Below are 25,914 nucleotides of genomic sequence, written 5' to 3'. Positions count from 1 at the left end.
GCATGAGGGCGCCGTAAGCACAGAATCGGAGAAGAGCATGGACGCATCCACTGGGCCGCTGGCCGGGGTTCGGGTAGTCGATATCTCGTCGTCATACGCAGCACCGACCACGTCGATGTACCTCGCCGACATGGGTGCGGACGTCATCAAGATCGAACCGATACGCGGAGACGACGCGCGTGGATGGGGTCCACCCTTCCTCAACGGCGAGGCCGCCTGGTTCCTCTCGGTGAACCGAAACAAGCGAAGCATGTGCCTCGATATTCGTGGCCAGGCCGGCCGCGACGTCCTCTTCAAATTGCTCGAGACCGCCGATGTCTTCATCGAGAACATCAATCCTGTGAAACTAGAAAAGCACGGCTTGAGTCCTGAAACTCTGCGAAAGACGTTTCCGCGCTTGATCATCTGTGCATTCTCAGGGTTCGGACTCACCGGACCTGATTCTGCATTGCCGGGCTACGACCTGATAGCCCAGGCGCGATCGGGAATCATGAGCGTGACGGGTGCCGACGGTGTACCGCAACGCGTCAGCACAGCGCTGTCCGACGTGGCCGCGGGAACGGTTGCCGCATTTGCGGTCTCGTCAGCACTGGTCAAGCAGCAACGAACCGGTGAGGGGGAGATCGTCGATATCGCTCTGCTCGAGGCCGATCTGGCATTCATGTCCCCGCGAATAGCAAGCTATCTTGCTGGAGATGCGGAGCCATCACCGTGCTCGGGCCGCGACTCGGTTGTGGCGATCTACCAGTCCATGCGGACGGCGGATCGCCCCATTGTCGTTGCCATCGGAAACGACGGTCAGTGGCGCCGCGCCTGCGAGGCCCTCGAATTGCATCAGCTAGGGCAGCGAGAAGACCTGCGTACCAATGCCGGTCGTCGTGCCAACCGTGACGAAGTTCTCGGGTTGTTCCAGGATCGCCTCCAGACCATGTCCTCGGAGACAGCTCTGAAGACTCTGCAGAGCGTCGGCGTCCCCTGCTCGAAAATCAACTCCTTGTCGGAGGTGGTTTCGGACCCTCAGGTCGAGGCACGCAAAGCCATAGTCTCCTACGAGCATCCCGTCGCCGGCACGTTCCGCGGCGTCGGTACTCCTTGGAGGCTTGCATCCGATCCCGAAGATCGGCAATCTCGTAGTCCCGCTCCGCTGCGGGGTGAGCACGGGCGGACAGTGCTCGGTGAGATCGGACTCGACGATGCGGCGATCGCAGAGTTGGCGAACGAGGAGGTCGTATGGGTTCCCTGATCGACACCGCTCGTGCGGGGCGAGTTCTGACTATCGAAATCGTTCGTCCGGGTCAGCTGAACGCACTCAATTCCATTGTTCTCGGGGAAATTCTCGAGGTCGTCAACGAGGCGCAGGATGATGATTCTCTGGGGTGCATAGTCATTCGCGGATGTGGCGACCGAGCATTCAGTGCCGGTGCCGATCTCGACGAGATCCGCGGTGTCGATATCGAATCAGCGCACACGTTCATCAAGGCCGGCCAGCGAACGATGACAGCAATCGCAGACTCGGTAGTGCCAGTGGTCGCCGACGTCGATGGATTTGCGCTCGGTGGAGGCTTCGAAATGGTGTTGGCCTGTCACGTGGTGGTCGCCTCCGATCGGAGTCGTTTCGGTCTCCCCGAATCGCGGATCGGTTGCATCCCGGGGTTCGGTGGCACACAGAGGCTTGCGATGTCGGTCAGCAAACCGGCAGCACTCCTGATGATGCTCGCTGGAGAACGAATCGACGCCGATCGTGCCTGGCAGATCGGACTTCTTTCGGTTCCCCCTTTGCCGCCCGAAGTTTCGGCAGCGGAAGTGCAGCGGCTGGCCGAGTTGATCGCGTCGGGAAGTCGAACCGGTGTCGCGAATATCCTGGACGCTGCTCGGTCCGCCTTCCGCGCGGCGGCGCTCGATCACGAGGCCGCACTCGCGGCCGTATCCATAGCTGCTCGTGACGGGCAGGAAGGCATCACGTCTTTCGCCGAGCGTCGCGCACCCGTCTTTCATCAGGAGATGACATGAATACACCCTGGGCCAGCGTCGATTACGACATCATCGACATCGTCGACTCGGTGATCGCGCGTACCATCGCGCCGGAGGCCGAGACGATCGATGCGACCGGCACGTTCCCCTCCGTTGCCATTTCCGAACTGGCGGACGCAGGCCTCGGTGTTCTGCAGATGCACAAGTCACTGGGTGGTGCCGGAGCGAGCACCTCGACGTATGCCGAAGCGCTGCTGCGCATCTCGGCCGCGTGCGGCGCAACCTCGACGGTCTATATGACGCAGATGCATGCGGCTCACCCAATTCACCTGCAGGGTTCGCAGGAGCAGAGCGAGCGGTGGGTGCCCAGACTGTGCAAGGCAACTGCAATCGGGTCGATCGCGCTCACGGAGCCCGGCGCTGGTTCGGACGTCAGTTCGATGCGAACGGTCGCCCGGCGCGACGGGGACAGCTACATCGTCAACGGCGAGAAGACATTCATCTCCAACGGTGACCGTGCCGACGTGATCGTCTTGTTCGCCACTGTTGACACTGCCCTCGGGAAGTCGGGTATCACTGCCTTCCTTCTCGACACCGCGACACTCGACGGCTTCGTGCCGGGAGCGCCGATGAAGAAGTTGGGTCAGAAGGGTGCATCGACGGTGACGTTGTCCTTCCAGGACTGCCGCATCCCTGTCTCTGCCAGGATGGGCGAAGAAGGCGACGGTTACCCACTGTTGTTGCGCTCGGTCGTTCGATCTCGAATCAGCGCCGCTGCGCAGGGCGTGGGGTTTGCGCAAGGTGCATTCGACGTCGTGGTGTCTTGGGCAAACGCTCGAGATCTACTCTCGTCGAAGACCACGCACGCCCAGGACCTGCAGTTCGAGCTCGCCAGATTGCGCGGCGACATCACAGCCGCGCGGGCAATGCTGCTGTCGGTGTCAGATCAAGTCGACGCCAGCGCCGAAGAGCCGGTCGCCGAGGTGTCATTGGTCAAGATGCACTGCACGACATTGGGAACGACAGTTGCCGCGCGATGCGTCGAGCTCCTGGGGCCGGATGGAGACTTGGTCTCGCTCGGGGCTGAGCGGCTGCTGCGCGATGCGAAAGTCGCCGAGATATACGACGGGACGAATCAAGTTCAGAGCATGCTCGTTGCGCGGGACATTCGTCTCGCCGCAACGAGTGCAACCGCGGACGCGTGAGGGATTCGATGCAGTCAACCTACGAAACAATTTTCGTCGACGGCCGGTGGATCGCGCCCGCCTCGTCGGAAGTGACCGAGCTAGTCTCACCGACGACAGGTGAGGTGTACGGCACGGTGCCTGCCGGGTCGAGCGAGGACATGGACCGCGCCGTTCGCGCCGCGCGCAAGGCGTTCGATGACGGTAAGTGGTCGAACACCACGCTGGATGATCGGCTAGAGATTCTGCGGCGACTACGGCAGCTGTTCGTCGAGAACGCGGATGATCTCGCTACCGTAATTACGGCTGAAATGGGTTGTCCAATAACTCAATCGCGGTCCATTCAAGCGGCCAACCCAGTCAAGGTGATCGACGCGTCCCTCGACATCGCCGCTGACTTCCCGTGGCGAGCGCTGCGACGTTCCGGATTGGCCAACGCTCTTGTGACACGGAGCCCGGTCGGCGTCGTCGCCGCGGTGTCGCCGTGGAACATGCCGTTGTCGATCAACGTGCAGAAGCTCGTACCCGCTCTCATCGCGGGCTGCACGATGGTGCTCAAGCCCTCGCCGGAAACACCGTTGGATGCTTACCTCTTGGCCGAGATGGCTACCGAAGCCGGTCTGCCGCCGGGTGTTCTGAACGTCGTGCCTGCCGGCCGAGAGGCGAGCGCCTACCTCGTGGGACACCCGATGGTGGACAAGGTCACGTTTACTGGATCCCCCGCGGCGGGACGAAGCATCGCGGCGCGTTGTGGCGAGGATCTGCGGCGTGTGACTCTCGAGCTCGGCGGCAAGTCCGCGGCGGTCGTGCTTCCCGACGCCGACCTCGATGCGGCTGTAGAAGCGCTCCGCATGGGATCGTTCCGCAACAGCGGTCAGGTGTGCTCGCTCAAGACACGCATTCTTGTGCACGAGTCGCAGCAGGAGGAGTTCACAGACCGCCTCGTGGCCATGGTGTCCGCTATGCCTGTGGGCGATCCGATGGACCCCGATACCCAGATCGGTCCGATGGTGACCGAACGTCAGCGCACCATCGTGGAGGGATATATCGCTGCGGGTCGAGCCGAGGGTGCACGGTGCGTTCTGGGCGGTGGTCGACCCGCCCATCTAGATCGTGGTTGGTTCGTCGAACCAACCGTCTTTGTCGATGCCACCCCCGACATGAAGGTTGTGCGCGAAGAGATCTTCGGACCGGTCGTGACGGTGCTGTCGTACCGCGACGAGGCACACGCCATCGAGTTGGCCAACGATTCCGATTACGGTTTGAACGGCGCGGTGTTTACCGGTGACGTTCAGCGCGGTCTGCGTGTCGCCGAACGGATCCACACCGGCACCGTCGAGGTCAATGGAAATCCGGCCGGCTTCTCCGCGCCCATGGGCGGAATAAAGCTCAGCGGACTTGGTCGGGAGAACGGGCCCGAGGGGCTCGAAGCGTATGTCGAGCTGAAGGCGGTTGGTGTCTCGGGGGAGGTCGCCGACGCCCTCGTCGCAGCGGACCCGTCGCTGGCGATGCCGTGATCGGTCGGGTGATGGGTCCGCTCGCGGGCATCCGCGTCATCGAGGCGTCGTCGTTCGTCGCCGGGCCGTCTGCCGGGTTGGCGTTGTCCCAGCTCGGTGCGGATGTGATTCGGGTTGATCCACCCACAGGCGGGAGCGATGCGAGACGATGGCCGCTTTCCCGTACCGGGTCGAGCCTGTTCTGGACGAATCTGAATCGGGGTAAGCGCTCCGTGACTATCGACCACCGCACCGAGGAGGGCCTGGAGCTTCTGCTCGGACTGGTGACCGCACCCGGTCCCGGCGCGGGAATTCTGGTCGACAACATGGTGGGGCGCAGCCGAATTCGACACGAGCAGCTCATCGCGCGCCGCGCCGACGCCATCCACGTCCATATCGAGGGACGCAGGGGGGGACTGCCGGCGGTCGACTACTCGATCAACGCGGAGGTCGGTGTGCCGATGATGACCGGTCCTAGTGACCGGGTCGGGCCAGTCAACCATGTGCTGCCAGCGTGGGACCTGGTGACAGGGATGATCGCGGCCACTTCAGTGGCGGCGGCTGTTGTCCACCGGGACCGAACGGGACATGGGTCCAAGGTCGACGTGGCGTTGTCGGACGTGGCGCTCGCCGGTGTGGCGGAGATGGGCTGGCTGGCCGAGGCGCACGAATCCGGTAGTGCCCGAGAGAGACTGGGCAATCACATGTTTGGAACTTTCGGCGTCGATTTTGCCACGTCGGACAAGCGTCGTGTAATGGTGGTTGCCCTGACGACAGGCCAGTGGCACGCCCTGCAGCGAGCCACGGGCACCGAGAGCGTGTTCGCGGCGCTGGCACAGACATTCGGTGCGGATCTTGATGACGAGGGCGCGCGGTACCGGTTCCGGGACACGATCGAATCGATACTTCGGCCCTGGTTCGCGGCGCGCGATTTCGCGAACGTAGAAAAATCGCTGGATGCAGCGAGAGTGCTGTGGAGCCCGTACCGCGACATGAGCGAGGTCGTGAAGATCGCGCTAGAGGACTCAGCAGGCATCGTGCACGAAATCGAACAGCCTGGAGTCGGAACCATGCTCAGCGCTGCCGCGCCGTGGCGGTGGGGCGATGTACATGCGAAATCTTCTGCGGCACCGGATTTGTCTGCTCACACGGACGAAGTTCTCGGCGACGCGCTGGGATTGTCGAATGCCGAGCTTGCTGGATTACGCACACGTGGAGTCGTTGGTTAGCGGGCGTACCGCCGCATACGACTCGAGAAGTGAGATGGGAGATAGTGATGCAAGGAGCTGTTTATCTCGGCGACCGCAAGGTCGAGTTGCGTGAATTCCCCGAGCCCACTCCGGGTAAGGGTGAGGTCGTCGTGGCGACCAAGGCGTCGGGACTGTGTGGAAGTGACCTCAATTATTACCGCGCCGCAGCGGATGGCGCTGGACGCTGCATCGCAGGACACGAGCCCGCCGGCGTGGTGCACTCGGTGGGTGAGGGTGTGTCCGATGCCCTGGCGAAAGTCGGCGACCGTGTGATGATCCATCACTACATCGGTTGCGGGGCCTGCTCCGACTGCCGGTCGGGGTGGTCGCAGATGTGTCTTGTGCAGCCAATCGTGGTGCTCGGAAGCGACGACCACGGTGGTCACGCGCCCTACGTCAAGGTGCCGGCGTCGACACTGGTTCCACTCGACGACACACTGAGTTTTGAGGCGGGCGCTGCTATCTCGTGCGGAACGGGCACTGCGTGGGGCGCACTCGACCGTGTGGGCGACGTCGGCGGCAAGTTCGTGGTGGTGTTCGGTCAGGGTCCGGTCGGCCTGTCGGCAACCATGCTTGCGACGGCCTTGGGCGCGCGCGTCATCGCGGTGGACCTGAACGCGAAGAGGCGAGAGCAGGCTCTCGCTTTCGGTGCGGTGGCCGCCGTCGATCCGGCGAACGGGCCTGTACCGGAGGCGATTCGGGAAATTGCTGGTGCCGACGGCGTTCCTGTCGGATTGGAGACGTCAGGTTCGTCGATCGCAGCTGCCGCGTTGGTCGACAGTCTGGAGCGATGGGGACGTGCATGTTTCGTGGGTGTCGGTGCCGAGATCAGAATCGGAGTCTTGCCATACCTTCGGCGCCAACTGACGGTTATGACGTCGTGGTCGATGTCTTGGGTAGGGCAGAAGGACTGTGCCGATTTCATCGTGGCGCACAATCTTCCGGTCGATGCCCTCTTCACTCACCGATGGAGATTGGATGAGGTGTCCGAGGCGTACGAGGAGTTCGACCAGCAGCGGGCTGGTAAGGGTGTCATCGTTTTTGAGTCCACGAGCATCTAGGAACGACGCCGACCGTGATGTCGGCGTCGTTCGTCGTTCACTCGCGAGTCGAGCGGAACCACTCGATCACACTGAGTAGGCCGTCCTTCAGTTCGACCTGCGGCGTGTAGCCCAGCACCTCCTGCATCCTCCGCTGGCTGACCAGTTGATGCCGCGTTCGGTTCTCATCGAAGACTATCGAGGCTGGGTCGGTCCCGGCCAATTCGGCGAGGGTGCCGTAAATTTCGGTGGACGTCCGGGGTAAGCCGGATACGTTGACGGCCATTCCCGTCGCGTCTGATTCGACCGCACGACAAACGGCTTCGGCGACGTCGGAAACATGGATCAAACCGTGTTGCGCCCCCGAGGCCCACGGAATGGTCGGTGTCCGGCCGTCGCGAACAGCATCAAGGAGTTCGGTCATCAACGACCCGTTCGACCCAGGGCTGGTACGGGGGCCGTAGATCGTGCCGAGTCGCAGTGCCAGATAGTCGGGTCCACCGGCGGACGCGAATGCCTCGCAGTAGGCCTCCCCGGCGAGCTTGGTGGCCGCGTACATGTTTATGCCCGTGCAGGCCCACGGTTCGTTTTCGGCGAACGGACGTCGATTTGGATCGGGGAACGAGCCGTACACCGTGTGCGAGGACCCGAAGACGAACCGCCGGACACCGGTGTCGTGGGCCGCTGTCAGTAGGTCGTACGTCGACCCGACATTGATTTCGTGTGCAGCGCGGGTGTTCGAGGATGATGCTTTTGTCCGCACGGCTGCGAGGTGAACAATGATGTCGACCCCGCGGACCATCGCGTTGATTGCAGACAGATCGCGTAGATCTGCGACGCTGGATGTCACATGTGGCAACTGGTTCAGTTGCTCCAGCATGGCTTCGCCGCCCGCATCTGTGGCGAACACCGTTGCATTCGTTTTTTCGGCCAAGAGTTCCACGACGTGAGAGCCGACGAAACCCGCCGCTCCGGTAACCAGAATTCTCGACGGAGCGATGCTCGGCTGCGATGCGGTAGCGGTCATGAACCTAAAATAGCAGCATGCCTAATGTCTGACAATATTCCTGACTGAGTCAGACGTCAGCAGGGGAGCGAGTACTGAAGGACGAAGTCCAGGTGTTCGCGCATCGCAGCCCCGGCCTTCTCTGCGTCGCCTGCCTCGATCGCGGCCTCGATTGCGATGTGCTGACGGACCGTCTTTTTGGCGACTTCAGGGGTCACGTCCAGGTATTGGGCGGGGTGTGTCGCGTCGTGTACGGATGATATGAACGCGGCGAGCAGGCGGTTGCCCGAGGCGTACCCAATTGCGGTATGAAATCGAAGGTCGTACTCCGGGATTTCGGGATCGTCGATCGTGATGTTCTTCTGCAGGTCGATGACGTTGCGAATTTTTGCGATGTCTTCGTCGGTTCGGTTGCGCGCAGCCCATTCTGCTGCCGGGATCTCGAGGAGCCTGCGGACCTCGGTGATCTCCGCTATGTCCAACGCTCCGATGCGTACGATGGTGTCCATCGACTCGGTGAGCATCTGGCTAAGAGAGTGCGGAGTGACTGTGTTGACGAAACTTCCTCCCGCCACTCCGGGAATCTTTCGAATCAGGCCGGAGCTGACGAGGGCTCCGAGCGCTTCCCTCACGGTGGGTCGGCTGACCCCGAAGAGCTGGGCCAACTCGGTCTCGGGTGGAAGTTTGGCACCTTGCTTGAACCGTCCGTCCAGAATTGCTTCCCGTAACTGCTCTTCGACTTGATCGCGCGGACGAGTCACCTGGCGCGCTTTGAACGAGTTGGTCGAGGATGACGTCATGGAATCTCCAGAAGGCGTTGTGTTAGGTGCAAGTGTCGAGGTCGAGGCGATATTTTTACAGTCTCCCATGCTGTAGCCCGAGTGCACGTTTCTTCCGGTTGCGAGCGAGTTGCCACCTACTGGTTCTCACCGATCAGTTACGGCAAAAAATTGCAGCCGATGAAGAATCTGACAGTAGTCTAACTGTTCATCGGTCAATTCGTGAATGGTGGTATAGGCATGTCGGTGGTCGAGTCCCCTCGGAAATTCATCCGGAGTCCCTACTTCGATGAGCTGGTAGTAGGTCAGGTGTTCGATACCGCACCGTCGGTAACGCTGACCGAAGGGCTCGCCGCGGTGCACAGCTCGATCGTGGGCAACCGGTACGCGCTGTCCCTCGACCGCGCGTCCGCGCAGGCAGTCTGCGGCGGTTTTGTCGTCAATCCTGCTCTCGTGTGGGATATCTCGATCGGGCAGTCGACACTGGCAACGCAACACGTACGAGCAAATCTGTTCTACAGAGGACTTCATTTTCATCGTTCACCCGTGGTGGGTGACACTCTGCGAACCACGACAGTGGTCGAAGCCTTGCGTGAGAATGCACGCAAGCCCGAGCGCTCTCCCACGGGGCTCGTCGTTCTGCGGATCACGACGGTGGATCAGCACGAGCGGACAGTCCTTGACTACCGCCGATGCGCGATGGTTCTGCTGTCACCGCTCGCCCCCGAGACCGGCCACCGCGACTATGTCTCATCGGAAACGGAGACCCCCGAAAGTGTGGACACGTTCTCGTCGGTGGTGGAATGGGACACCGAGGAGCTGTCGGCGTCGGGCGGTCTGAAGACGTGGGAGGTCGGCACCGAGTTCGAGGTACTCGGCGGCGACGTGGTCTCCAGTGCGCCCGAGCTCGCGCGGTTGACGGGGAACCTCGCGCGCGTGCATCACGATTCGGCGGCGGGCGGAGGTGCGAGGCTGGTGTACGGCGGCCATTCCATCGGGATCGCGTTCCACCACGTGTGTCAAGCGATTCCAGGTGTCGTCGCTGTCTCCGGTTGGCATGGCTGCGACCACGTGGGTCCCGTGCACGAAGGAGATTTTCTCACCTCGACCGTGACGATCGAAAGTGTCGAACCGAATGCCGACGGGCTTTGTGCTCTCGGACTGCGCGTGGTCACCTCGAGCCGCGACGTTCTCGAACAGGGTTGCTCCACGGTGCTGGTGTGGCGCCCGATCGTGATCGTGAGATGAACGTCCATTTGCAGATTCGGTCTGCAAGGACCTTTCTCTTCGTGCCTGCGTCACGTCCCGAACGGTTCGAGCAAGCGCACGCATCGGGATCGGATGTCGTTGTGCTCGACTTGGAGGATGCGGTGAGTCCCGACGAGAAATCGGCAGCACTCGCCTCGGTCGTCCGGTGGCTGGAGGCGGGATGGCGAGCGCCGGCGACGATAGTTCGTATTAACGCGGTCACCTCGAGGTGGCACGACTACGAGATCGATTCGCTGAGCCGATTCGGGGTGCCCCTAATGGTCCCCAAGGCCGAATCGGGGGCCATGATGGAGGCCATCCACCGTCGATCTGGACTGCAGCTGATACCGCTTATCGAGACACCTACCGGGGTGTATCGGGCGGAGTCCATCGCGGCTGCCGAGGGAGTGATTCGGGTCGCGCTCGGGCACATCGACCTCGCGGCAGCATTACGGGTCGATCCGGATTCGCGAGATGCGTTCCTTTACGCGAGGTCCGAGTTGGTTCTCGCCAGTGCGGCTGCCGGAATCGCCGGCCCGGTGGACGGAGTCACCGCATCGTTGGACGACCCGGCTCGTCTGATCGACGACGTAATGTACGCCCACGGGCTTGGGATCACCGGCAAGCTGTGTATTCATCCCCGTCAAGTCGACGTGGTGCACGGCGTCTTCCGCCCATCGCAGACCGATATCGCATGGGCACAGCGCATCGTGGCGGCGGTGGATGCAGGTCAGGTCTCCGAAGGCGGCGGAGCCGTCGCGATCGACGGCGAGATGGTGGATCCACCGGTCATATCTCGCGCTCGGACGATTCTGGCCAGATATTCAGCTGACGACCGGCCGCGGTGAGCCTGCGTGGCATTCACTGTCGTGCCTCAAATGTACAAACAGTAAATTGTTTGACCGAAAGCCTTGACCGGAGGCTTGACCGTAAGTCATGCTGTGACAGCCATCACCTCGGTCAGTCTTTTTGACTGAATGTAAAGAAAGTTATCAAATGTCAACGGTCGTGCAGAGCGGTTCGACAGCGGCGAGTTCGCGTGCTCCCAAGAGGAGCACGCACAGACTGACCGACATGAAGTATCGATACCCCGGTCGCTACCTCGCCGCCTGGGGCGCGTTGGGGCTCCTCATCGTTGCAGCGCTCATCGTTGCACCGGCCAGCCTGAAGGGAGACTCGATCTGGGTTGTCACGGCCCTCGCCGGGACACTTGCACTGGCGTCCATGGGGCAAATGCTCATCATCATGCTCGGCGCTATCGATCTTTCGGTACCGGCAACCCTGGCGGCAGTGGCAGGAATTATCGTTCACTACGGCGGGGACGGTGCCAATGTCCCACTTGTCGTCGTGGCGGCGGTGGCGGTGGCGGTGGTGATCAGTACGGTGAACGGAATCTTGATCTCAGTTCTCGGGCTCAATTCGCTCATCGTCACGCTCGCAACTTTCGGAATAGTCAGCGGTCTCATCAGCTACTCGACCGGTGTGTCCTTTTCTCTGACCGGTCAAGCGCCCCAGTCAATTCAGGACTTTGCGCAGCTCTCGATCTTCCGTATCAACGCGTGCTTCCTGGTCGCTGTGGTACTCGCCGCCATTGTGGCGGGCGTGCTTCACCGAACTCGCGCCGGCCGACGAGTCGCGGAGGTCGGATCGAATCCTAGGGCGGCGCGTGCATTGGGTGTTCGAGTCACCCGAGTGCGGCTGTCGAGCTTCGCGGCTGCAGGACTTCTCTACGGGCTTTCGGGAGTGCTGCTGTCCGGGTTCGTCGGTACGCCGGACAGCACCGTGGGTGCGCCCTACCAGCTTGCTACGGTGACCGCCGTCGGAATCGCGGGCGGAATCTTCGCGGGCGGGCCTGCCAGTGTTGCCAGCGTTGTCGCCGCCTGCATCTTTCTCCAGTTGCTGGACCAGAGCCTCGCGATCCTCGGCCTCTCCGCAGGCGCTCGAACCATTGTTCAGGGCGCAGCTTTGGTCATCGCGGTTGCCGCAATCACGGTCGGAACAGTCGGTGCCAGCAGCGTCCGCCGCTTCACTCGATTGCTTCGCAGAAAGAACTGACGTGAACCTTCCTTCGTTCCCACTTCCCTCCCAACACACGGAGTCAGATATGAGATCTTCCGCGACACTGCCGCTGCAACGCAAAGGTGCGGGTTCCCGGCGTGCTCGATACGCTGCAGCCCTGGCGGCGATGGCCCTGGTCGCAGGGTGCTCCAGCACTACCGCAGGAAGCAATGGTAACGGCGATTCGGTGGACCCGGTGTCGTCCGACATCGCAACCCCCGAGGCGACGCAGGCCACCATCGACAAGGCATTCCTGCAGCCGGTTCCCGCTGATTCGCTCGACCCGACCATCTTGAACACGATGGCCGTCGCGTCGGTTCCACTCACTAGCGAGCAGGACGCGACGTTTGCCCAGTGCATGCAGAGCAACGTCTGCGAAACCGGCCGGGGATCGCTGACCGTCGCCTTCGCCAACGACAACGTCAACCCGTGGCGCAGCATCTTTCGCGGTGAGGTCACCGCGCAGGCGATCGCATCCCCGCAGGTCGCGAAAATCGTCTACAACTCCTCTACCGATGTCGCGGGCTTCCTTGCCAATTTCCAAAGCTTGGTGGCGCAACGCGTGGATATCATCGTTCTCAACTCGATCTACGGCGGTGCTGTCGGTCCCGTCCTGCAACAGGCAAAGGACGCGGGTATTTTGGTAGTGGAGGCCCACACTCCACTGCCCGATGATGTCGTCGGGAGCGTTGCAGCACAGGTGGTTCCGGACCTCTGTCAGACCTATACCGAGGCCGGCGAAGCGATCGCCGCGACCAACGCACCCAACAAGTCCTACGCCATGTACACCGGCGTTCCGGGAAACAGCAATGCAGCAACGTGGCAGCCGTGCTTCGAGCGCTCGATGCAGGCGGCAGGATGGACGCGCGCGCTCGAAGGCTTCACTCAATGGACACCCCAAGGCACGGCGCAGGCAGCAAATGCGCTCCTTTCGTCGGGAACCACACCGGGTGCGATCGTGTACGACTACACCCCTGAAGACCTCGTGCGGCCGTTCGTCGACCGGGGGCAGACTCCGCCGGTTGTAATGTCGGATGTGGTGAATCAGTCTTGGCTGACCGCGTTCACCGAAGCTCGAGACGCAAACCTGAACCCGACCAGCTTTGTGACCAACAGCCAGGTGTGGATCGGTCGAATCGCAGTCACTGCGGGAATCATGCTCAGAGCCGGTCAGGAAGTCAGTCCGCAGATGACGTCACCCAATCCGGTGGTTCCGCTCGATGACGTACTGCAAAACGCCGATCCGTCGATCCCCGCGAGCACACCGGTGCCCACCCTTCTGACGCCTGCTCAGATCGCACTCGCGCTGTCCGCATCATGACGATCGCCAAGTCTCGCGTCGAACCGGCATCGACGACAACCCTGGAACCCGTATTGGTGATGACCGATGTCACCAAGGTGTACCCAGGCGTTCGAGCGCTGGATTCGATCTCCTTCGATGTCCGACCAGGTGAGGTGCACGCCCTCGTCGGCGAGAACGGCTCCGGGAAGTCGACGCTGATCAAATCGGCCTCCGGCGTACTCACGCCGGAGGAGGGACGCGTGTTGATCGGTGGGACCGAGCTCGCCGGAAGCGGTGTGCGGCGAGCTCGTCAGCTCGGGCTGATGGTTGCCTACCAGGACACATCCCTCGTGGAGGACCTGACCGTTCGCCAGAACGTGGAACTGTCGTTCCAGTCCGTCGGAGAAGCACCACCGGATGATCTCGACGGCTTGCTGGCACGATTCGACCTGCCGTTCGGAACCGGCGACACCGTGCGAGCGCTCGGACCCGGTTCCCGGCAGCTTCTCGAAGTCGCCAAAGCGATGGCTCATAACCCGCTCGTGTTGATGCTCGACGAACCCACCGCAGCGTTGGACATGCGGTACGCCGAGCATCTGGACGGCCTGGTTCGGACATCTCGCGACGAGGGCACAGCTATCGTCTATGTCAGCCATCGACTGCCTGAGGTCCGGCGACTCGCAGACCGCGTCACCGTCATTCGCGACGGCATCATTCAGGGCACCTTCGATTCGGGGAACTGGGAAGTCGACGACATCGTCGAAATGATGGTCGGTGCGCCGACAGCGCTGGAATTTCCCGCTCGCGCATCGCGAAAGGGTGGTGCGCCCGAGCGGTTGAGGGTCGCCGGACTCCGGGGCCCGGGATACGGGCCGGTCGACATCACCGTTACGGCTGGCGAGATCGTGGGGATTGCCGGTGCCGAGGGGAATGGGCAGCGCGAAGTATTGCGCGGAATGATCGGGATCGACCGGGACGCAGGCGATGTCTCGGTAGATGGTGCTCCGATCAAGCGTCTCAGTCCGCCCTCGGCGCTGGACGCCGGAATCAGTTTTCAAAGCGGCGATCGCGCTGCAGAATCGGTGTTTCTCCCACTGTCGGTGATGGCGAATGCCACCACCCAGCTCGGGTCGGACGCCGGTCCGTTCGGACTGGCCCTACCGGGCCGTCTCAATTCTGAGTTCGATAGCGCGAAAGCCAGTTTGGGGATTGTCGCCGCGTCGGCGCATCAGCCCATCAGTGCGCTGTCCGGTGGCAACGCGCAGAAAGCAGTGCTGGCGCGTGCCGCATTGCGCCAGGTCAAGGTGTTGATGCTGGACGAGCCCACCCAGGGCGTGGACGCGAAAGCACGTTTGGATATCTACAGCCTCATTGCAGAGACCGCGGACTCCGGTGTCGCCGTGGTTATCAACTCGTCGGATTCCTCGGAATTGGCAGGACTGTGCGATCGGGTCGTCGTCATGTCGAAGGGTGTCGCGATCGAGGAACTACCCGCTCCAACAACGGAAGCCGCAATTGTTCGCAGTTTCGTCGGTGCGGTCGACGTCGACGACGAGTCCGTTACCCTTCCGATCGGCCCGAGTTGGCTGGGTCGGGCGCTGGGCCGGGTGTCCGGCCAGATCCCGGTGGCCATGCTGCTGGTCTTGCTGGCGCTGGTGTCCATCTACACGGGAACGCAATCGGAAGTCTTCTGGACACCGCAGAATCTTGCCAACCTGTTGCTACTCACGTTGCCGCTCGCGTTCGTCGCGCTCGGCCAGCAATACGTGATGGTGTCAGGAGGCCTGGACATTTCGGTCGGCTCCACGATGAGTCTCACCGTGGTGATCGCGTCGCTCGTGTTGCCGGATCTGTCGCCCGGCACACTTCTTCTCGCGGTGCCGGTATTACTGATCACTGCGCTGGTCATCGGGTGTCTCAACGCATTCTTGATCGAGAAGCTGAAGGTCAACGCCATTGTTGCCACGGTTGCCACGATGGCGATCATCGCAGGGCTCGCGATTGTGTTGAGACCCAAGCCGGAGGGAACGATCGCGCCTGGCCTGAACTCGATGTTTTCGCTCGGAATCGGTTTCGTTCCTGCACCTTTCATCGTTCTCGTCGTCATCGCCGTCGGGGCCGAATGGTGGCTCCAACGCCGTCCCGCCGGCCTCGCTCTGAGGGCAACCGGGTTCGACATGGAGTCCAGTCGACGAGTCGGACAGTCTGTTACCCGCGTGCGGACAGTGGGACTGCTGGTGTGCTCGTTCGGTGCTGTCGTCGGTGGAATCTTCCTGGCGTCGCAGACCGGCATCGGGTCCAATTCCGTCGGCGCGGGATACACGCTGACCTGTTTCGCTGCCGTGTTCCTGGGCGGTGCCGTATTGACCGGCGGTCGAGGGTCGTTCATCGGAGCGATTCTAGGAGCGCTGTTCCTGTCCTTGTTGAACAACGTGACTCCGCTGCTCAACATTCCGGATTCAACGCGCCAAACCATCTACGGGTTCATTCTGTTGATCGCTGTCGGTACCTATGCGTATGCCCAACGGGGACGACGCCGTGATTGAGCTCGACACAGAAACCACCATCGAGGAGTTCACCGTGCCCACAACGTTCGACACCGTCGTTCCCGGACTGACATTCACCGAAGGCGCGCGCTGGCACGACGGCCGTATCTGGTTCTCCGACCTGTACACACACAAGGTGCAGTCGGCCTGCGAGGACGGCTCGGACCTGAGAGAGGAAGCAACGGTACCCCAACAACCGTCGGGTCTCGGTTGGTTGCCGGACGGCCGTCTTCTGATCGTGTCGATGATGGACAAGACGCTATTGCGTCGTGAGGCGGATGGCTCGGTCGTCGTACACGCTGATCTGTCCGACTACGTGGGGGGGTTCCTCGGAGACCTCGTCGTCGACAGTCGAGGTCGGGCCTACCTGGGAGACTTCGGATTCGACCTCTATGCCGGCGAAGACATGCGGCGGGGATTCATTCACCGAGTCGATCCGGACGGCACCATCACGCGGGTCGCCGACGACCTGTGGTTCCCCAACGGTTGTGTCATCACCGCCGACGACGTCATGCTCGTCAACGAGACGTTCGGCAATCGGATCACAGCCTTCGACTTGACCGAATCCGGGGATCTTGTCAACCGACGCGTTTGGGCGTCGTTCGGGCCGCTACCGATTTCGTCGAACGCGGACGACGCGTTGAAAGAGGTGACGGTTGCTCCGGACGGATCGTGTATCGATTCCGAGGGAGGGCTGTGGCTGGCCGACATTCGTCAGGATCGTCTGCATCGGGTGGTCGACGGTGCGATCGTGGAGAGCATAGATCCGGGCTCGTGCGTCTTTGCCTGTGCACTCGGAGGTGTAGACGGTCACACATTGTTCTTCTGTGCAACACCTGATTTCGATGTCGAAGCCCGCAAGGCCGCGCGCGACAGCAGCATCGTGTCGACGCGGGTCGATATTCCCGCCGCGCGATGAGCACGATGACGCGGGAACTGCCCGCTGGTTCGGTGGTCTCGGCGGACGAGGCGCTACGCAGGCTGGACGCAGGGCTGTGGCGACGAATCTCGTTGTGGGACTATCTCGACGAGGCCGTTGCACGACATCCCCACCGAGTGGCGGCGGTCAGCGTCGACCACGAGGGCCGAACCGTCCGGGAGATGACGTTCTTGGAGTTGGACGCGATGAGCCGTCGAGTTGCTGCTGGACTGCAGTCTCGCGGCGTGGTGGCTCGTGATGTCATCACCGTCATGATGACGAACTCGGTGGAGTTTCTGGGCGTGGTCTACGGTGTGTTGCGTTCAGGGGCAACATATTCGGGGATCCCGATCACGTACGGCTCGCACGAAGTGGAGTCGATGACGAGTACGACTGGGTCGGCGGTGCTGATCGTCTCGCGCCGCCACGGCTCCACTGACGTCGTGGCCACAGCTCTGTCGAAGAACATTCTCGGCAATGCCGATCTGACGGTGGTGGTGGTCGGTGAACCAGTGGACGGAACGTTCTCACTCGACGAGCTCATAAGCTCTGCGGACACATTCGTCGAGGTGCCTGCTGACCCACTGGGACCCGCCCAACTCGCTTTCACCTCGGGAACGACCAGCGCGCCCAAGGCGGTGATGAACCTGCACGCAACCCTCGATGTCGTGGTGCGCGGCTGGGCAGCACACGTCGGTGCTGAGTCGCTCGGGCAACCGATGAGAAATCTCGTAATGTCACCGGTCGGTCATTCAACGGGGTTCTTTTGGGGTGCCTTGTTCACCGTTCACCTCGGCGGAACGGCAGTTTTCATGGAGAAGTGGAGCCCCGAGCTCGGCGCGCACGTGATCGAATCGCAACGCATCACGTGCATGGTAGGTTCTCCGACGTTCTTGATCGATTTGATCCGCTCGGCTGGCCTTACTCACGAGCATGCTCGCGATCTGGCCCTCGTTGCCGTTGCCGGGGCACCGATTCCGCGACCCCTGATGTTCGAGGCCGAAGCAGCTCTCGGGTGCTCCGTGATCCCCGCGTGGGGCATGACCGAGTTCGGAATCGCAGTGTCCGGGCGGCCGGGTCTCGGAGACATCAATCGCCAGACCGACGGTGTGCCACTGACGAACGCGGAGGTACGCGTTCGCACGGTCGAGGGTGCCGACGCGGACTCAGGTGAAGTGGGCGACCTGTGGCTACGTGGCACCGGACTGTTTGTCGGGTATTACAACCGCCCCGAGGCCACTCTCGAAGCCTTCGATGACGACGGTTGGTTCGCAACCGGTGACACAGCGATACTTCAGCCGGACGGGTCGGTGACGATAGCGGGCCGCACCAAGGACATCATCATTCGCGGCGGCGAGAACATTCCGGTCGGATCCGTGGAGAGTCAGATCTTCCGCCATCCGGCCGTGACCGATGTGGCTGTGGTCGGGTACGCCGACGACAGGCTGGGCGAGCGAGCATGCGCGTTCGTCCGGTGCCGACCTGGCACTACGGTGACGCTGGAATCGTTGCGGGACTTCTTGATCGAGTCCGGTTTGGCCAAGCGTTACTGCCCCGAACGGGTGATCTTGGTCGACGACTTGCCGAAGACCATGAGCGGAAAGATTCGCAAGGTCGAGTTACGCGAGCGACTCGCAGGCGACCATCGAAATTGAGGTACACCGTGTCCAGGACACCTTCCAAGAATGACGTCACACGGGTGGGCATCGCCAGTTTGATGGGTACTACCATCGAGTATTACGACTTCTTCATCTACGGAACCGCTGCCGCGCTGGTGTTCGGCACGGTGTTCTTTCCCAATTCCGATCCGGTGACAGGCACGCTGTTGTCGCTCGCGACCTTCGGCGTCGCATTCGTGGCACGGCCACTGGGTGGAGTCGTCTTCGGTCACTTCGGGGATCGGGTGGGTCGCAAGGTGACTCTGGTGACGACTCTGGTGATGATGGGCACCGCGACTGTCGCTATCGGACTGATTCCGTCGTACGCCACCATCGGGATCGCCGCCCCCATCCTGCTGGTTGTTCTTCGCTTCATCCAGGGTATAGCGCTGGGCGGCGAATACGGCGGTGCCGTGCTGATGACAGTCGAACACAGCCCCAAGGGCAAGCGGGGCTTCTACAGTTCGTGGGTTCAGACCGGCGCGCAGTGCGGCTTGATTGTGGCGAACGTCGTCTTCCTGGTCGTCGGTGCGTTGATGAACGACGCCGCCTTCCTCAGCTGGGGGTGGCGAGTTCCCTTCTGGATCAGCAGCCTGCTCGTCATTCTCGGATTGATCATCCGTTTGCGTCTCGAGGAGAGTCCGGCGTTCGAGAGTTTGCAGAAGGCGCACGATATAGCTCCTGCCCCTGTTCTGGTCGTACTACGGCGTCACAAAATGGCTGTGCTGTTGATAGCCGGTGCAGCCGTGGGCAACTCGGTGACCTTCTACTCTGCGACGGTGTTCGGTCTTGCCTACGGTTCGACCAGAGGATTTACTCGAAACGAGATGTTGGTGGTCATCATCGCGGCGGCGGTGTGGGTGATCGCGGCCAGCATCTTGTTCGGCGCGCTGAGCGATCGCTTCGGTCGGAAACAGATCTTCATCACCGGAAACATCGCCATCGCGGTCACCGCCTATGGATGGATTCGTGCCTTCGACACCGAGAATCAGGCCGTCGTTCTTCTCGCCTACCTCGCCATGCTGACCGGCTACTCGATGACATGGGGATCCATCGGTGTGTTCTTCGCCGAGGCATTCGACGGTGCGGTTCGGTACACGGGTCTGTCGATCGGCTTCACTCTCGGTGTCATTCTCGGCGGCGCGGTGACGCCACTGGTGCTGACGAAGCTCGTGGCGAACACGGGTTCCGGGATGCCGGTCGTGCTGTGGGTCTCAGCATCGACCCTTATTTCGGCCCTGTGTGCACTGTGGGTACGGGAGATCGACCCACCGTCCGGTAGGACCGTCACCTCGACCAGGACGCGTTCGGATACTCCGCACCCATCGATCGACACGAAGTAACAAACACGTAGCTGTACGAAAGCCTTACTCGAAGAGGAGCGCGGACGTTTGTCACAGAAGATTGGATTCATCGGCATCGGGGCGATGGGGTCAGCCATCGCATCCAGACTGATCGGCTCGAGCACGTTGTTGGTCAACGACTTGAACCCTGCACTGGCGAGTCCGCTCGAAGAGCGCGGGGCGCGATTCGCGGCGCTCGACGAAATCGCCACCTGCGATGTCGTGTTTCTGTCCCTCCCCGGCCCCGACAACGTGGTGAAGCTGTTACTCGGTGACGGTGGCCTCGCTGCGAGAATGACTCCCGGCTCGGTCGTCATCGACACAACGAGCAGCACACCGATTGTAGACGAGGGGCTAGCGCGGGAGCTCGCAGTCCGCTCGATCTCGTACATCGACGCACCGATCGCGGGCGGCGTTCGGCGAGCGTACGACGGTCTTGCCACGCTCATGGTCGGCGCGTCCGAGAAGGATTTTGCCCGAGTAAAGCCTCTGCTGAACACCATCACGGCCAACGTTTTCCACCTCGGGCCCGTGGGGGCCGGACACGCCGCCAAACTCGTCAATAATCTACTGAATCACTGCAACAGGTTCGCGGCGATCGAAATGCTCACGCTCGCAGAGCGATACGGAATCGCACCGGAGGTCATGATCGACGTTCTCAACATGTCGTCCGGACGCAGCTACGTCACCGACTACACCTATCCCGAGATAGTCTTCCCCAACTTGAAGCAGGGTTTCACGCTCGAGCTCATGCGAAAGGATGCGCATCTTGCGGGTGCACTTGCAGACCACGTCGGGCAGGAGTTGCGAGTGGGATCGCTTGTAGCCGAGATGATGGACGAGGCGGTCGATCGACTCGGCGGCACCGCGGACCAGACCGATCTGATGCGCAAGTGGTACCCGCCTGCACACGACTGAAAGTTCAGCACGGGTAGTCCGTCCTATTCCAGCTCATCGAGGGGTTTGTTGTCACAATGTTTTCCAAGGTACTGGTCGCCAACCGCGGCGAGATTGCAATCAGGGCATTCCGTGCTGCGTACGAATTGGGAGCGGGGACCGTAGCCGTGTTCCCGTTCGAGGACCGAAATTCGTTGCATCGCACCAAAGCCGACGAGGCCTACGAGATCGGTGGGCCGGGCCATCCTGTTCGCAACTACCTCTCGGTCGAAATGATTGTCGATGCCGCAGTGCGTGCCGGCGCAGACGCGATCTACCCTGGTTATGGGTTCCTGTCCGAAAATCCCGATCTGGCGTCTGCTTGCGTTGCCGCCGGAATTACCTTCGTCGGCCCCTCGTCGACGGTGTTGGAATTGACGGGCAACAAGGCTCGGGCAATCGCAGCGGCCAAGGCGGCTGGTCTGCCAGTGCTCTCGTCGTCAAAACCCTCGTCGGATGTCGACGCGTTGATGACAGCGGCCGAGACCATGACTTTCCCGGTGTTCGTCAAAGCGGTCGCCGGTGGTGGTGGCCGCGGCATGCGTCGGGTTGCGGAGATATCAGGTCTTCGAGAGGCGATCGAAGCTGCAGCGCGAGAGGCAGAGTCGGCGTTCGGTGACTCGACAGTATTTCTCGAGCAGGCGGTGATCGAGCCCCGCCACATCGAGGTGCAGATTCTGGCCGATACCTACGGCAACGTCATCCACTTGTTCGAGCGCGACTGCTCGGTGCAGCGCCGCCACCAGAAGGTGGTGGAGATCGCTCCGGCCCCGAACATTTCCGAGGCCCTGCGTTCTCGGTTGTGCGCGGACGCGGTCGCTTTCGCGCGAGAAATCGGGTATTCGTGCGCCGGAACTGTGGAGTTCTTGGTCGATCGCGACGGAAACCATGTCTTCATCGAGATGAACCCGCGTATCCAGGTCGAGCACACGGTCACGGAGGAGATCACCGACGTCGATCTGGTGCAGTCTCAGCTGCGGATCGCAGCGGGGGAGTCTCTGGACGAGTTGGGACTTCGCCAGCACGACGTAAAGATTCGTGGCTCTGCACTGCAATGCCGCATCACCACGGAGGATCCGGCCAACGGCTTTCGGCCGGACACCGGCCGGATCACTGCCTACCGGACTCCCGGTGGTGCAGGTGTCCGTCTTGATGGTGGCACCACGACCGGAGCCGAGGTTTCCGCTTACTTTGATTCGATGCTCGTAAAGCTCACGTGTCGTGGTCGGAATTTCGAGACCGCGGTCGCCCGCGCACAACGGGGCGTAGCCGAGTTCCGCATTCGCGGAGTCGCAACGAACATCCCGTTCCTGCAAAGTGTTCTCGCAGACCCGGACTTTCGGGCCGGTGACATCACGACCTCCTTCATCGAGCAGCGGCCAGGCTTGCTGACTTCGTTCGCATCCGGTGACAGAGGCACGAAGATCCTGAACTACTTGGCGGATATAACGGTCAACATGCCGCACGGCACCCGTCCGACCGTGGTCTATGCACGAGACAAGTTGCCGGGACTGAACATGACGATTCCCCCGCCGGACGGTAGTCGGCAACGTCTCCAGAAGCTGGGTCCGGAAGGCTTCGCTCGCGCACTGCGTGAGCAAAAAGCGCTTGCGGTCACGGACACGACGTTCCGCGACGCGCATCAGTCGTTGTTGGCGACGCGTGTACGTACAACTGGTTTGATGGCCGTAGCGCCCTATGTGGCGAGAGCGACACCGGAGTTACTGTCGATCGAAGCCTGGGGCGGCGCGACTTACGATGTGGCGCTCAGATTCCTGCACGAAGATCCCTGGGAGCGGCTGGCCTCCCTGCGCGAGGCTGTGCCCAACATCTGTCTTCAGATGTTGCTGCGAGGTCGCAACACAGTGGGGTACACCCCGTATCCGCAGAAGGTGACGTCCGCGTTCGTGGCGGAGGCCGCGCAGACCGGCGTCGACATCTTCCGTATCTTCGACGCGCTCAACAACGTCGACCAGATGCGACCGGCCATCGACGCTGTACACGAAACTGGCTCTGCCGTAGCGGAAGTGGCGCTGAGCTATACCGGTGACCTGTCGAACCCCGGAGAGGACCTCTACACCCTCGACTACTATCTGAAGCTTGCCGAGCAGATCGTCGACGCTGGCGCGCATGTGTTGGCGATCAAGGACATGGCGGGTCTGTTGAGGGCACCGGCGGCGACCACTTTGGTGAGTGCGCTGCGCAAGAATTTCGACCTTCCGGTGCACGTGCACACTCACGACACACCCGGTGGGCAGCTGGCGACCTACCTCGCTGCATGGACGGCGGGGGCGGACGCAGTCGACGGTGCGTCGGCTCCTATGGCAGGAACTACATCTCAGCCGGCACTGTCGGGCATCGTGGCCGCCGCGGCCAACACCGACCGCGACACTGGCCTGAGCCTGCAGAGTGTTTGCGATCTCGAGCCGTACTGGGAAGCGCTGCGTAAGGTCTACGCGCCGTTCGAGTCCGGTCTGCCGTCGCCGACGGGCCGTGTGTACCGACACGAGATCCCCGGCGGCCAGCTGTCGAACCTTCGGCAGCAGGCGATGGCACTTGGGCTTGGCGACCGGTTCGAACTGGTCGAGAGGGCCTACGCCGACTCAGATCGGTTACTCGGTCGACTGATCAAGGTGACACCGAGCTCGAAGGTGGTCGGTGATCTCGCGTTGCATCTGGTCGGCGCGGAGGTGAGTGTGGACGATTTCGCCGCCGATCCAGGAAAGTACGATATCCCCGATTCGGTGATCGGATTTCTACGCGGCGATCTCGGGACACCCGCTGGCGGGTGGCCCGAACCATTTCGCGAGAGGGCCTTGGCTGGTCGCAGTGGTGCGCGTCCCGACGCGCCCCTGACAGCCGAGGACCGGGCTGCCCTCGAAACATCCGGACCTGTTCGTAGAGACGCATTGAACCGACTGCTGTTCCCGGGCCCAGCCAAGGAACTGGCGGACCACCGCCACAAGTATGGCGACACGTCGTCGTTGTCCGCGAACCAGTTCTTCTACGGCCTGCGCCAGGGTGACGAACATCGGGTGCAACTAGAGAAGGGTGTCGAGCTTTTGATCGGTCTCGAGGCCATCTCGGAGCCCGACGACGCCGGAATGCGGACGGTGATGTGCATACTCAACGGACAATTGAGACCGGTATCCGTACGCGATCGATCGATAGTGTCTGAAGCCCCGGCGTCAGAGAAGGCGGACCGGAGCGATCCGGCGCATTTGGCCGCACCGTTCGCCGGGGTTGTGACCGTGGTCGCAGCACAGGGTGACTCGGTCACAGTGGGGGACACCATTGCGACGATCGAAGCCATGAAGATGGAAGCCAGCATTACTGCACCACGCAGCGGGCGCGTTGCCCGACTCGCGATCAACGGTGTCGCACAGGTAGAGGGAGGAGACCTTATCGCCGTCATCAGCGTCGGTGATTCCACCGATCAGTCGTAGGTTCGGCCACCTGGGATCGAGTACGAGTCGGCAACGTGCGCGTTGACAAACCTGTGGAAGCGGTGTCACGATGAGCATCGATGCTGGTGGCCGAAGAAGATCGGCAGAACGGCGCAGGCGATTAGGGGGACCGATGGAGTACGACACGATCGATTGGTCCATTGACAGCGACGGAATTCTTCTACTGACGCTGTCGCGGCCGGAGCAGCTCAATGCATTCTCGGTAACAATGGCTACAGAATTGGTGGCCGCATTCACGAGAGTGCGTACCGACGATGATGTCCGTGCGGTAGTGGTGACAGGTGCCGGTCGCGCATTCTGCGCTGGGATGGACTTGGCGGTCGAAGGAAACGTTTTCGGCCTGGACGAGGCATTGAGCCCCACAGTGGCAGACATGCGCGATCGTCTCACCGAGGAACCGTTCGAGTCTGGGGTTCGGGACACCGGCGGAAAAGTCGCTCTCGCAATACATTCCTGTGACAAGCCCGTTATCGCAGCGATCAACGGTCCTGCCGTGGGTATCGGCGCGACCATGACGCTGGCGATGGACATTCGGATGGCGTCGTACGATGCCCGGATCGGTTTTGTCTTCGGGCGACTCGGCATTGTTCCAGAGGCCACGTCGTCGTACTTCCTGCCCAGAATTGTCGGATTACAGACAGCGCTCGAGTGGATCTACTCGGCAGACATCCTCGATGCCCAACAGGCGTTGGATGGGCGATTGGTCAGGTCCGTGCATTCCCGTGAGGAATTGTTGCCCGCTGCCATGGACCTTGCGCGTAAGTTCGTTGTCGGTCGTTCGTCATCCGCCTTAGCGATGGCGCGACGCCTGATCTATGCCGGGTCGGGCTCCGCTCATCCTATGGACGCTCACCGGCGGGACAGCCTGGCGATGTGGCACGCCTCGGTGGGTGATGGCAGGGAAGGTGTTGCCGCGTTCATGGAAAAGCGGAGGCCCACCTTCAGAGGCACGACCGCGGACGTTCCCGACTTGGGCTGAGGAGCTGGCACCGCGGACGAGATCGTCAGTCCTTCGCGTGGCCCTCTGCCATGATTCCGTCGAAAAAAATCGCCGAGAACACGCGGGCGAGATCTTCCGCCGAATAACGGCTCTCACCCGGCACGAACCACCGATGTGTCCACTGGGTCATTCCGAAAATGCTGTTCGCGATCAGAGTGTTGGAGAGATCGTCGCGGAATGTTCCGTCCTTGACCCCGAGTGCGATGGCATCGAGAAAATACTTCTCGATCTTGTGCGTGTTGGCGACCATCTCCTGAGCCCATTTCGAGTCCAGCGAGGAGACTCGGCCCCAGTCTTCCTGCATGTAGACGTACATGTAGGGGTAGTGCTCAACTTGCGAGGCGAGCAGCATGGCGATGAGCGCCTCGAGTGTCTCGCGCGGTGGTAGTTTTTGGGCGACAATTTTCTTTGCGCGAGCCAGGTTGGTGACCACGGTGTCGGTAATGCACTCCTGAAAGAGTTCTTCTTTGCTGCCGACGTAGTAATAGAGCGAGGCCCGGTCGGTTCCGTACGCCGCCGCAATGTCGTTCAACGTTGCGGCGGCGTACCCCTTTTCACGAAATACTTCAGCCGCGACTCGCAGCAGACCTGCTCGTCTAACGGAGTAGTCTGCTGAATTTTCGGTCAGCGCACTCTTTCGACGCCGTGCAATTCCACTGACCGGTGATTCCGCCACAGCCCTGCCTCGCCTTCATGACCGTTGTTTTTCGGGTGGTTCAGTCAGTATAGGT

20 protein-coding genes are annotated in these 25,914 nt (G+C 61.7%); 17 read left to right on the top strand and 3 right to left on the bottom strand.

The window, feature by feature from the left end; genetic code table 11:
- Positions 1-37: 37 nt before the first annotated feature.
- Genes H292_RS0122520 through H292_RS0122495 form a run of 6 tightly spaced genes read left to right on the top strand, consistent with a single transcriptional unit; the run spans position 38 to position 6,962 of the window.
- The gene (locus H292_RS0122520; protein ID WP_020112850.1) at positions 38-1,243 is read left to right on the top strand and encodes a CaiB/BaiF CoA transferase family protein; all 1,206 of its coding nucleotides are present in this window, start codon (positions 38-40) and stop codon (positions 1,241-1,243) included.
- The gene (locus H292_RS0122515; RefSeq protein WP_020112849.1) at positions 1,231-2,010 is read left to right on the top strand and encodes an enoyl-CoA hydratase/isomerase family protein; all 780 of its coding nucleotides are present in this window, start codon (positions 1,231-1,233) and stop codon (positions 2,008-2,010) included. The genes H292_RS0122520 and H292_RS0122515 overlap by 13 nt, the downstream gene beginning before the upstream one ends.
- The gene (locus tag H292_RS0122510) at positions 2,007-3,176 is read left to right on the top strand and encodes an acyl-CoA dehydrogenase family protein (protein ID WP_020112848.1); all 1,170 of its coding nucleotides are present in this window, start codon (positions 2,007-2,009) and stop codon (positions 3,174-3,176) included. Before H292_RS0122515 ends, H292_RS0122510 begins: the two co-directional genes overlap by 4 nt.
- Positions 3,177-3,184: 8 nt before the next feature.
- Positions 3,185-4,672 (top strand): aldehyde dehydrogenase, encoded by a 1,488-nt coding sequence (locus H292_RS0122505; protein WP_037189002.1) that lies wholly within the window; start codon positions 3,185-3,187, stop codon positions 4,670-4,672.
- Positions 4,669-5,880: a CoA transferase gene (locus tag H292_RS0122500; protein ID WP_020112846.1), complete on the top strand. Its 1,212-nt coding sequence runs from the start codon at positions 4,669-4,671 to the stop codon at positions 5,878-5,880. Before H292_RS0122505 ends, H292_RS0122500 begins: the two co-directional genes overlap by 4 nt.
- A gap of 47 nt (positions 5,881-5,927) precedes the next feature.
- The gene (locus tag H292_RS0122495; protein ID WP_020112845.1) at positions 5,928-6,962 is read left to right on the top strand and encodes a zinc-dependent alcohol dehydrogenase family protein; all 1,035 of its coding nucleotides are present in this window, start codon (positions 5,928-5,930) and stop codon (positions 6,960-6,962) included.
- A gap of 37 nt (positions 6,963-6,999) precedes the next feature.
- Here H292_RS0122495 and H292_RS0122490 read toward each other — a convergent pair whose 3' ends face one another.
- Together H292_RS0122490 and H292_RS0122485 are read right to left on the bottom strand one after the other, a co-directional pair.
- Complete coding sequence (locus H292_RS0122490; protein WP_020112844.1) at positions 7,000-7,968, bottom strand: NAD-dependent epimerase/dehydratase family protein; 969 nt, start codon at positions 7,966-7,968, stop codon at positions 7,000-7,002.
- A 56-nt stretch (positions 7,969-8,024) separates the two neighbouring features.
- On the bottom strand, positions 8,025-8,747 hold the full coding sequence (locus H292_RS0122485) for a FadR/GntR family transcriptional regulator (protein WP_020112843.1): 723 nt from the start codon (positions 8,745-8,747) through the stop codon (positions 8,025-8,027).
- 219 nt (positions 8,748-8,966) lie between these two features.
- On the opposite strand from H292_RS0122485, the gene H292_RS0122480 reads away from it, so the two are divergent.
- From H292_RS0122480 to H292_RS0122425, 11 genes are all read left to right on the top strand, one after another.
- Positions 8,967-9,974: a MaoC family dehydratase gene (locus tag H292_RS0122480; protein ID WP_020112842.1), complete on the top strand. Its 1,008-nt coding sequence runs from the start codon at positions 8,967-8,969 to the stop codon at positions 9,972-9,974.
- On the top strand, positions 9,971-10,822 hold the full coding sequence (locus H292_RS0122475; protein WP_027498994.1) for an HpcH/HpaI aldolase/citrate lyase family protein: 852 nt from the start codon (positions 9,971-9,973) through the stop codon (positions 10,820-10,822). Before H292_RS0122480 ends, H292_RS0122475 begins: the two co-directional genes overlap by 4 nt.
- 226 nt (positions 10,823-11,048) lie before the next feature.
- Positions 11,049-12,029 (top strand): ABC transporter permease, encoded by a 981-nt coding sequence (locus H292_RS0122465; RefSeq protein WP_020112840.1) that lies wholly within the window; start codon positions 11,049-11,051, stop codon positions 12,027-12,029.
- A gap of 49 nt (positions 12,030-12,078) precedes the next feature.
- A complete protein-coding gene (locus tag H292_RS0122460; protein WP_081631888.1) occupies positions 12,079-13,353 on the top strand; it encodes a substrate-binding domain-containing protein in 1,275 nt (424 codons plus the stop codon).
- On the top strand, positions 13,350-15,860 hold the full coding sequence (locus tag H292_RS27400; RefSeq protein ID WP_020112838.1) for an ATP-binding cassette domain-containing protein: 2,511 nt from the start codon (positions 13,350-13,352) through the stop codon (positions 15,858-15,860). Before H292_RS0122460 ends, H292_RS27400 begins: the two co-directional genes overlap by 4 nt.
- Complete coding sequence (locus tag H292_RS0122450; RefSeq protein WP_331271177.1) at positions 15,853-16,779, top strand: SMP-30/gluconolactonase/LRE family protein; 927 nt, start codon at positions 15,853-15,855, stop codon at positions 16,777-16,779. Before H292_RS27400 ends, H292_RS0122450 begins: the two co-directional genes overlap by 8 nt.
- A complete protein-coding gene (locus H292_RS0122445) occupies positions 16,776-18,434 on the top strand; it encodes an AMP-binding protein (RefSeq protein ID WP_020112836.1) in 1,659 nt (552 codons plus the stop codon). Before H292_RS0122450 ends, H292_RS0122445 begins: the two co-directional genes overlap by 4 nt.
- Positions 18,435-18,496: 62 nt before the next feature.
- The gene (locus H292_RS0122440; RefSeq protein WP_155949815.1) at positions 18,497-19,780 is read left to right on the top strand and encodes an MFS transporter; all 1,284 of its coding nucleotides are present in this window, start codon (positions 18,497-18,499) and stop codon (positions 19,778-19,780) included.
- Positions 19,781-19,828: 48 nt separating this feature from the next.
- Positions 19,829-20,698 carry an NAD(P)-dependent oxidoreductase gene (locus H292_RS0122435; RefSeq protein ID WP_020112834.1) on the top strand — a complete coding sequence of 290 codons (870 nt, stop codon included), beginning with the start codon at positions 19,829-19,831 and terminating at the stop codon, positions 20,696-20,698.
- Positions 20,699-20,754: 56 nt separating this feature from the next.
- Positions 20,755-24,162: a pyruvate carboxylase gene (locus H292_RS0122430; protein WP_020112833.1), complete on the top strand. Its 3,408-nt coding sequence runs from the start codon at positions 20,755-20,757 to the stop codon at positions 24,160-24,162.
- A 133-nt stretch (positions 24,163-24,295) separates the two neighbouring features.
- The gene (locus H292_RS0122425; RefSeq protein ID WP_020112832.1) at positions 24,296-25,162 is read left to right on the top strand and encodes a crotonase/enoyl-CoA hydratase family protein; all 867 of its coding nucleotides are present in this window, start codon (positions 24,296-24,298) and stop codon (positions 25,160-25,162) included.
- A 25-nt stretch (positions 25,163-25,187) separates the two neighbouring features.
- Here the strand turns inward: H292_RS0122425 and H292_RS0122420 are convergent, their stop codons facing one another.
- Positions 25,188-25,859, bottom strand: a complete 672-nt coding sequence (locus tag H292_RS0122420) for a TetR/AcrR family transcriptional regulator (RefSeq protein ID WP_081631887.1) — start codon at positions 25,857-25,859, stop codon at positions 25,188-25,190.
- Positions 25,860-25,914: the final 55 nt, after the last annotated feature.

The organism is Rhodococcus sp. 114MFTsu3.1 (assembly GCF_000383555.1).
Taxonomy (GTDB): domain Bacteria; phylum Actinomycetota; class Actinomycetes; order Mycobacteriales; family Mycobacteriaceae; genus Rhodococcoides; species Rhodococcoides fascians_E.
This window is presented reverse-complemented; position numbering and strand designations above follow the sequence as displayed.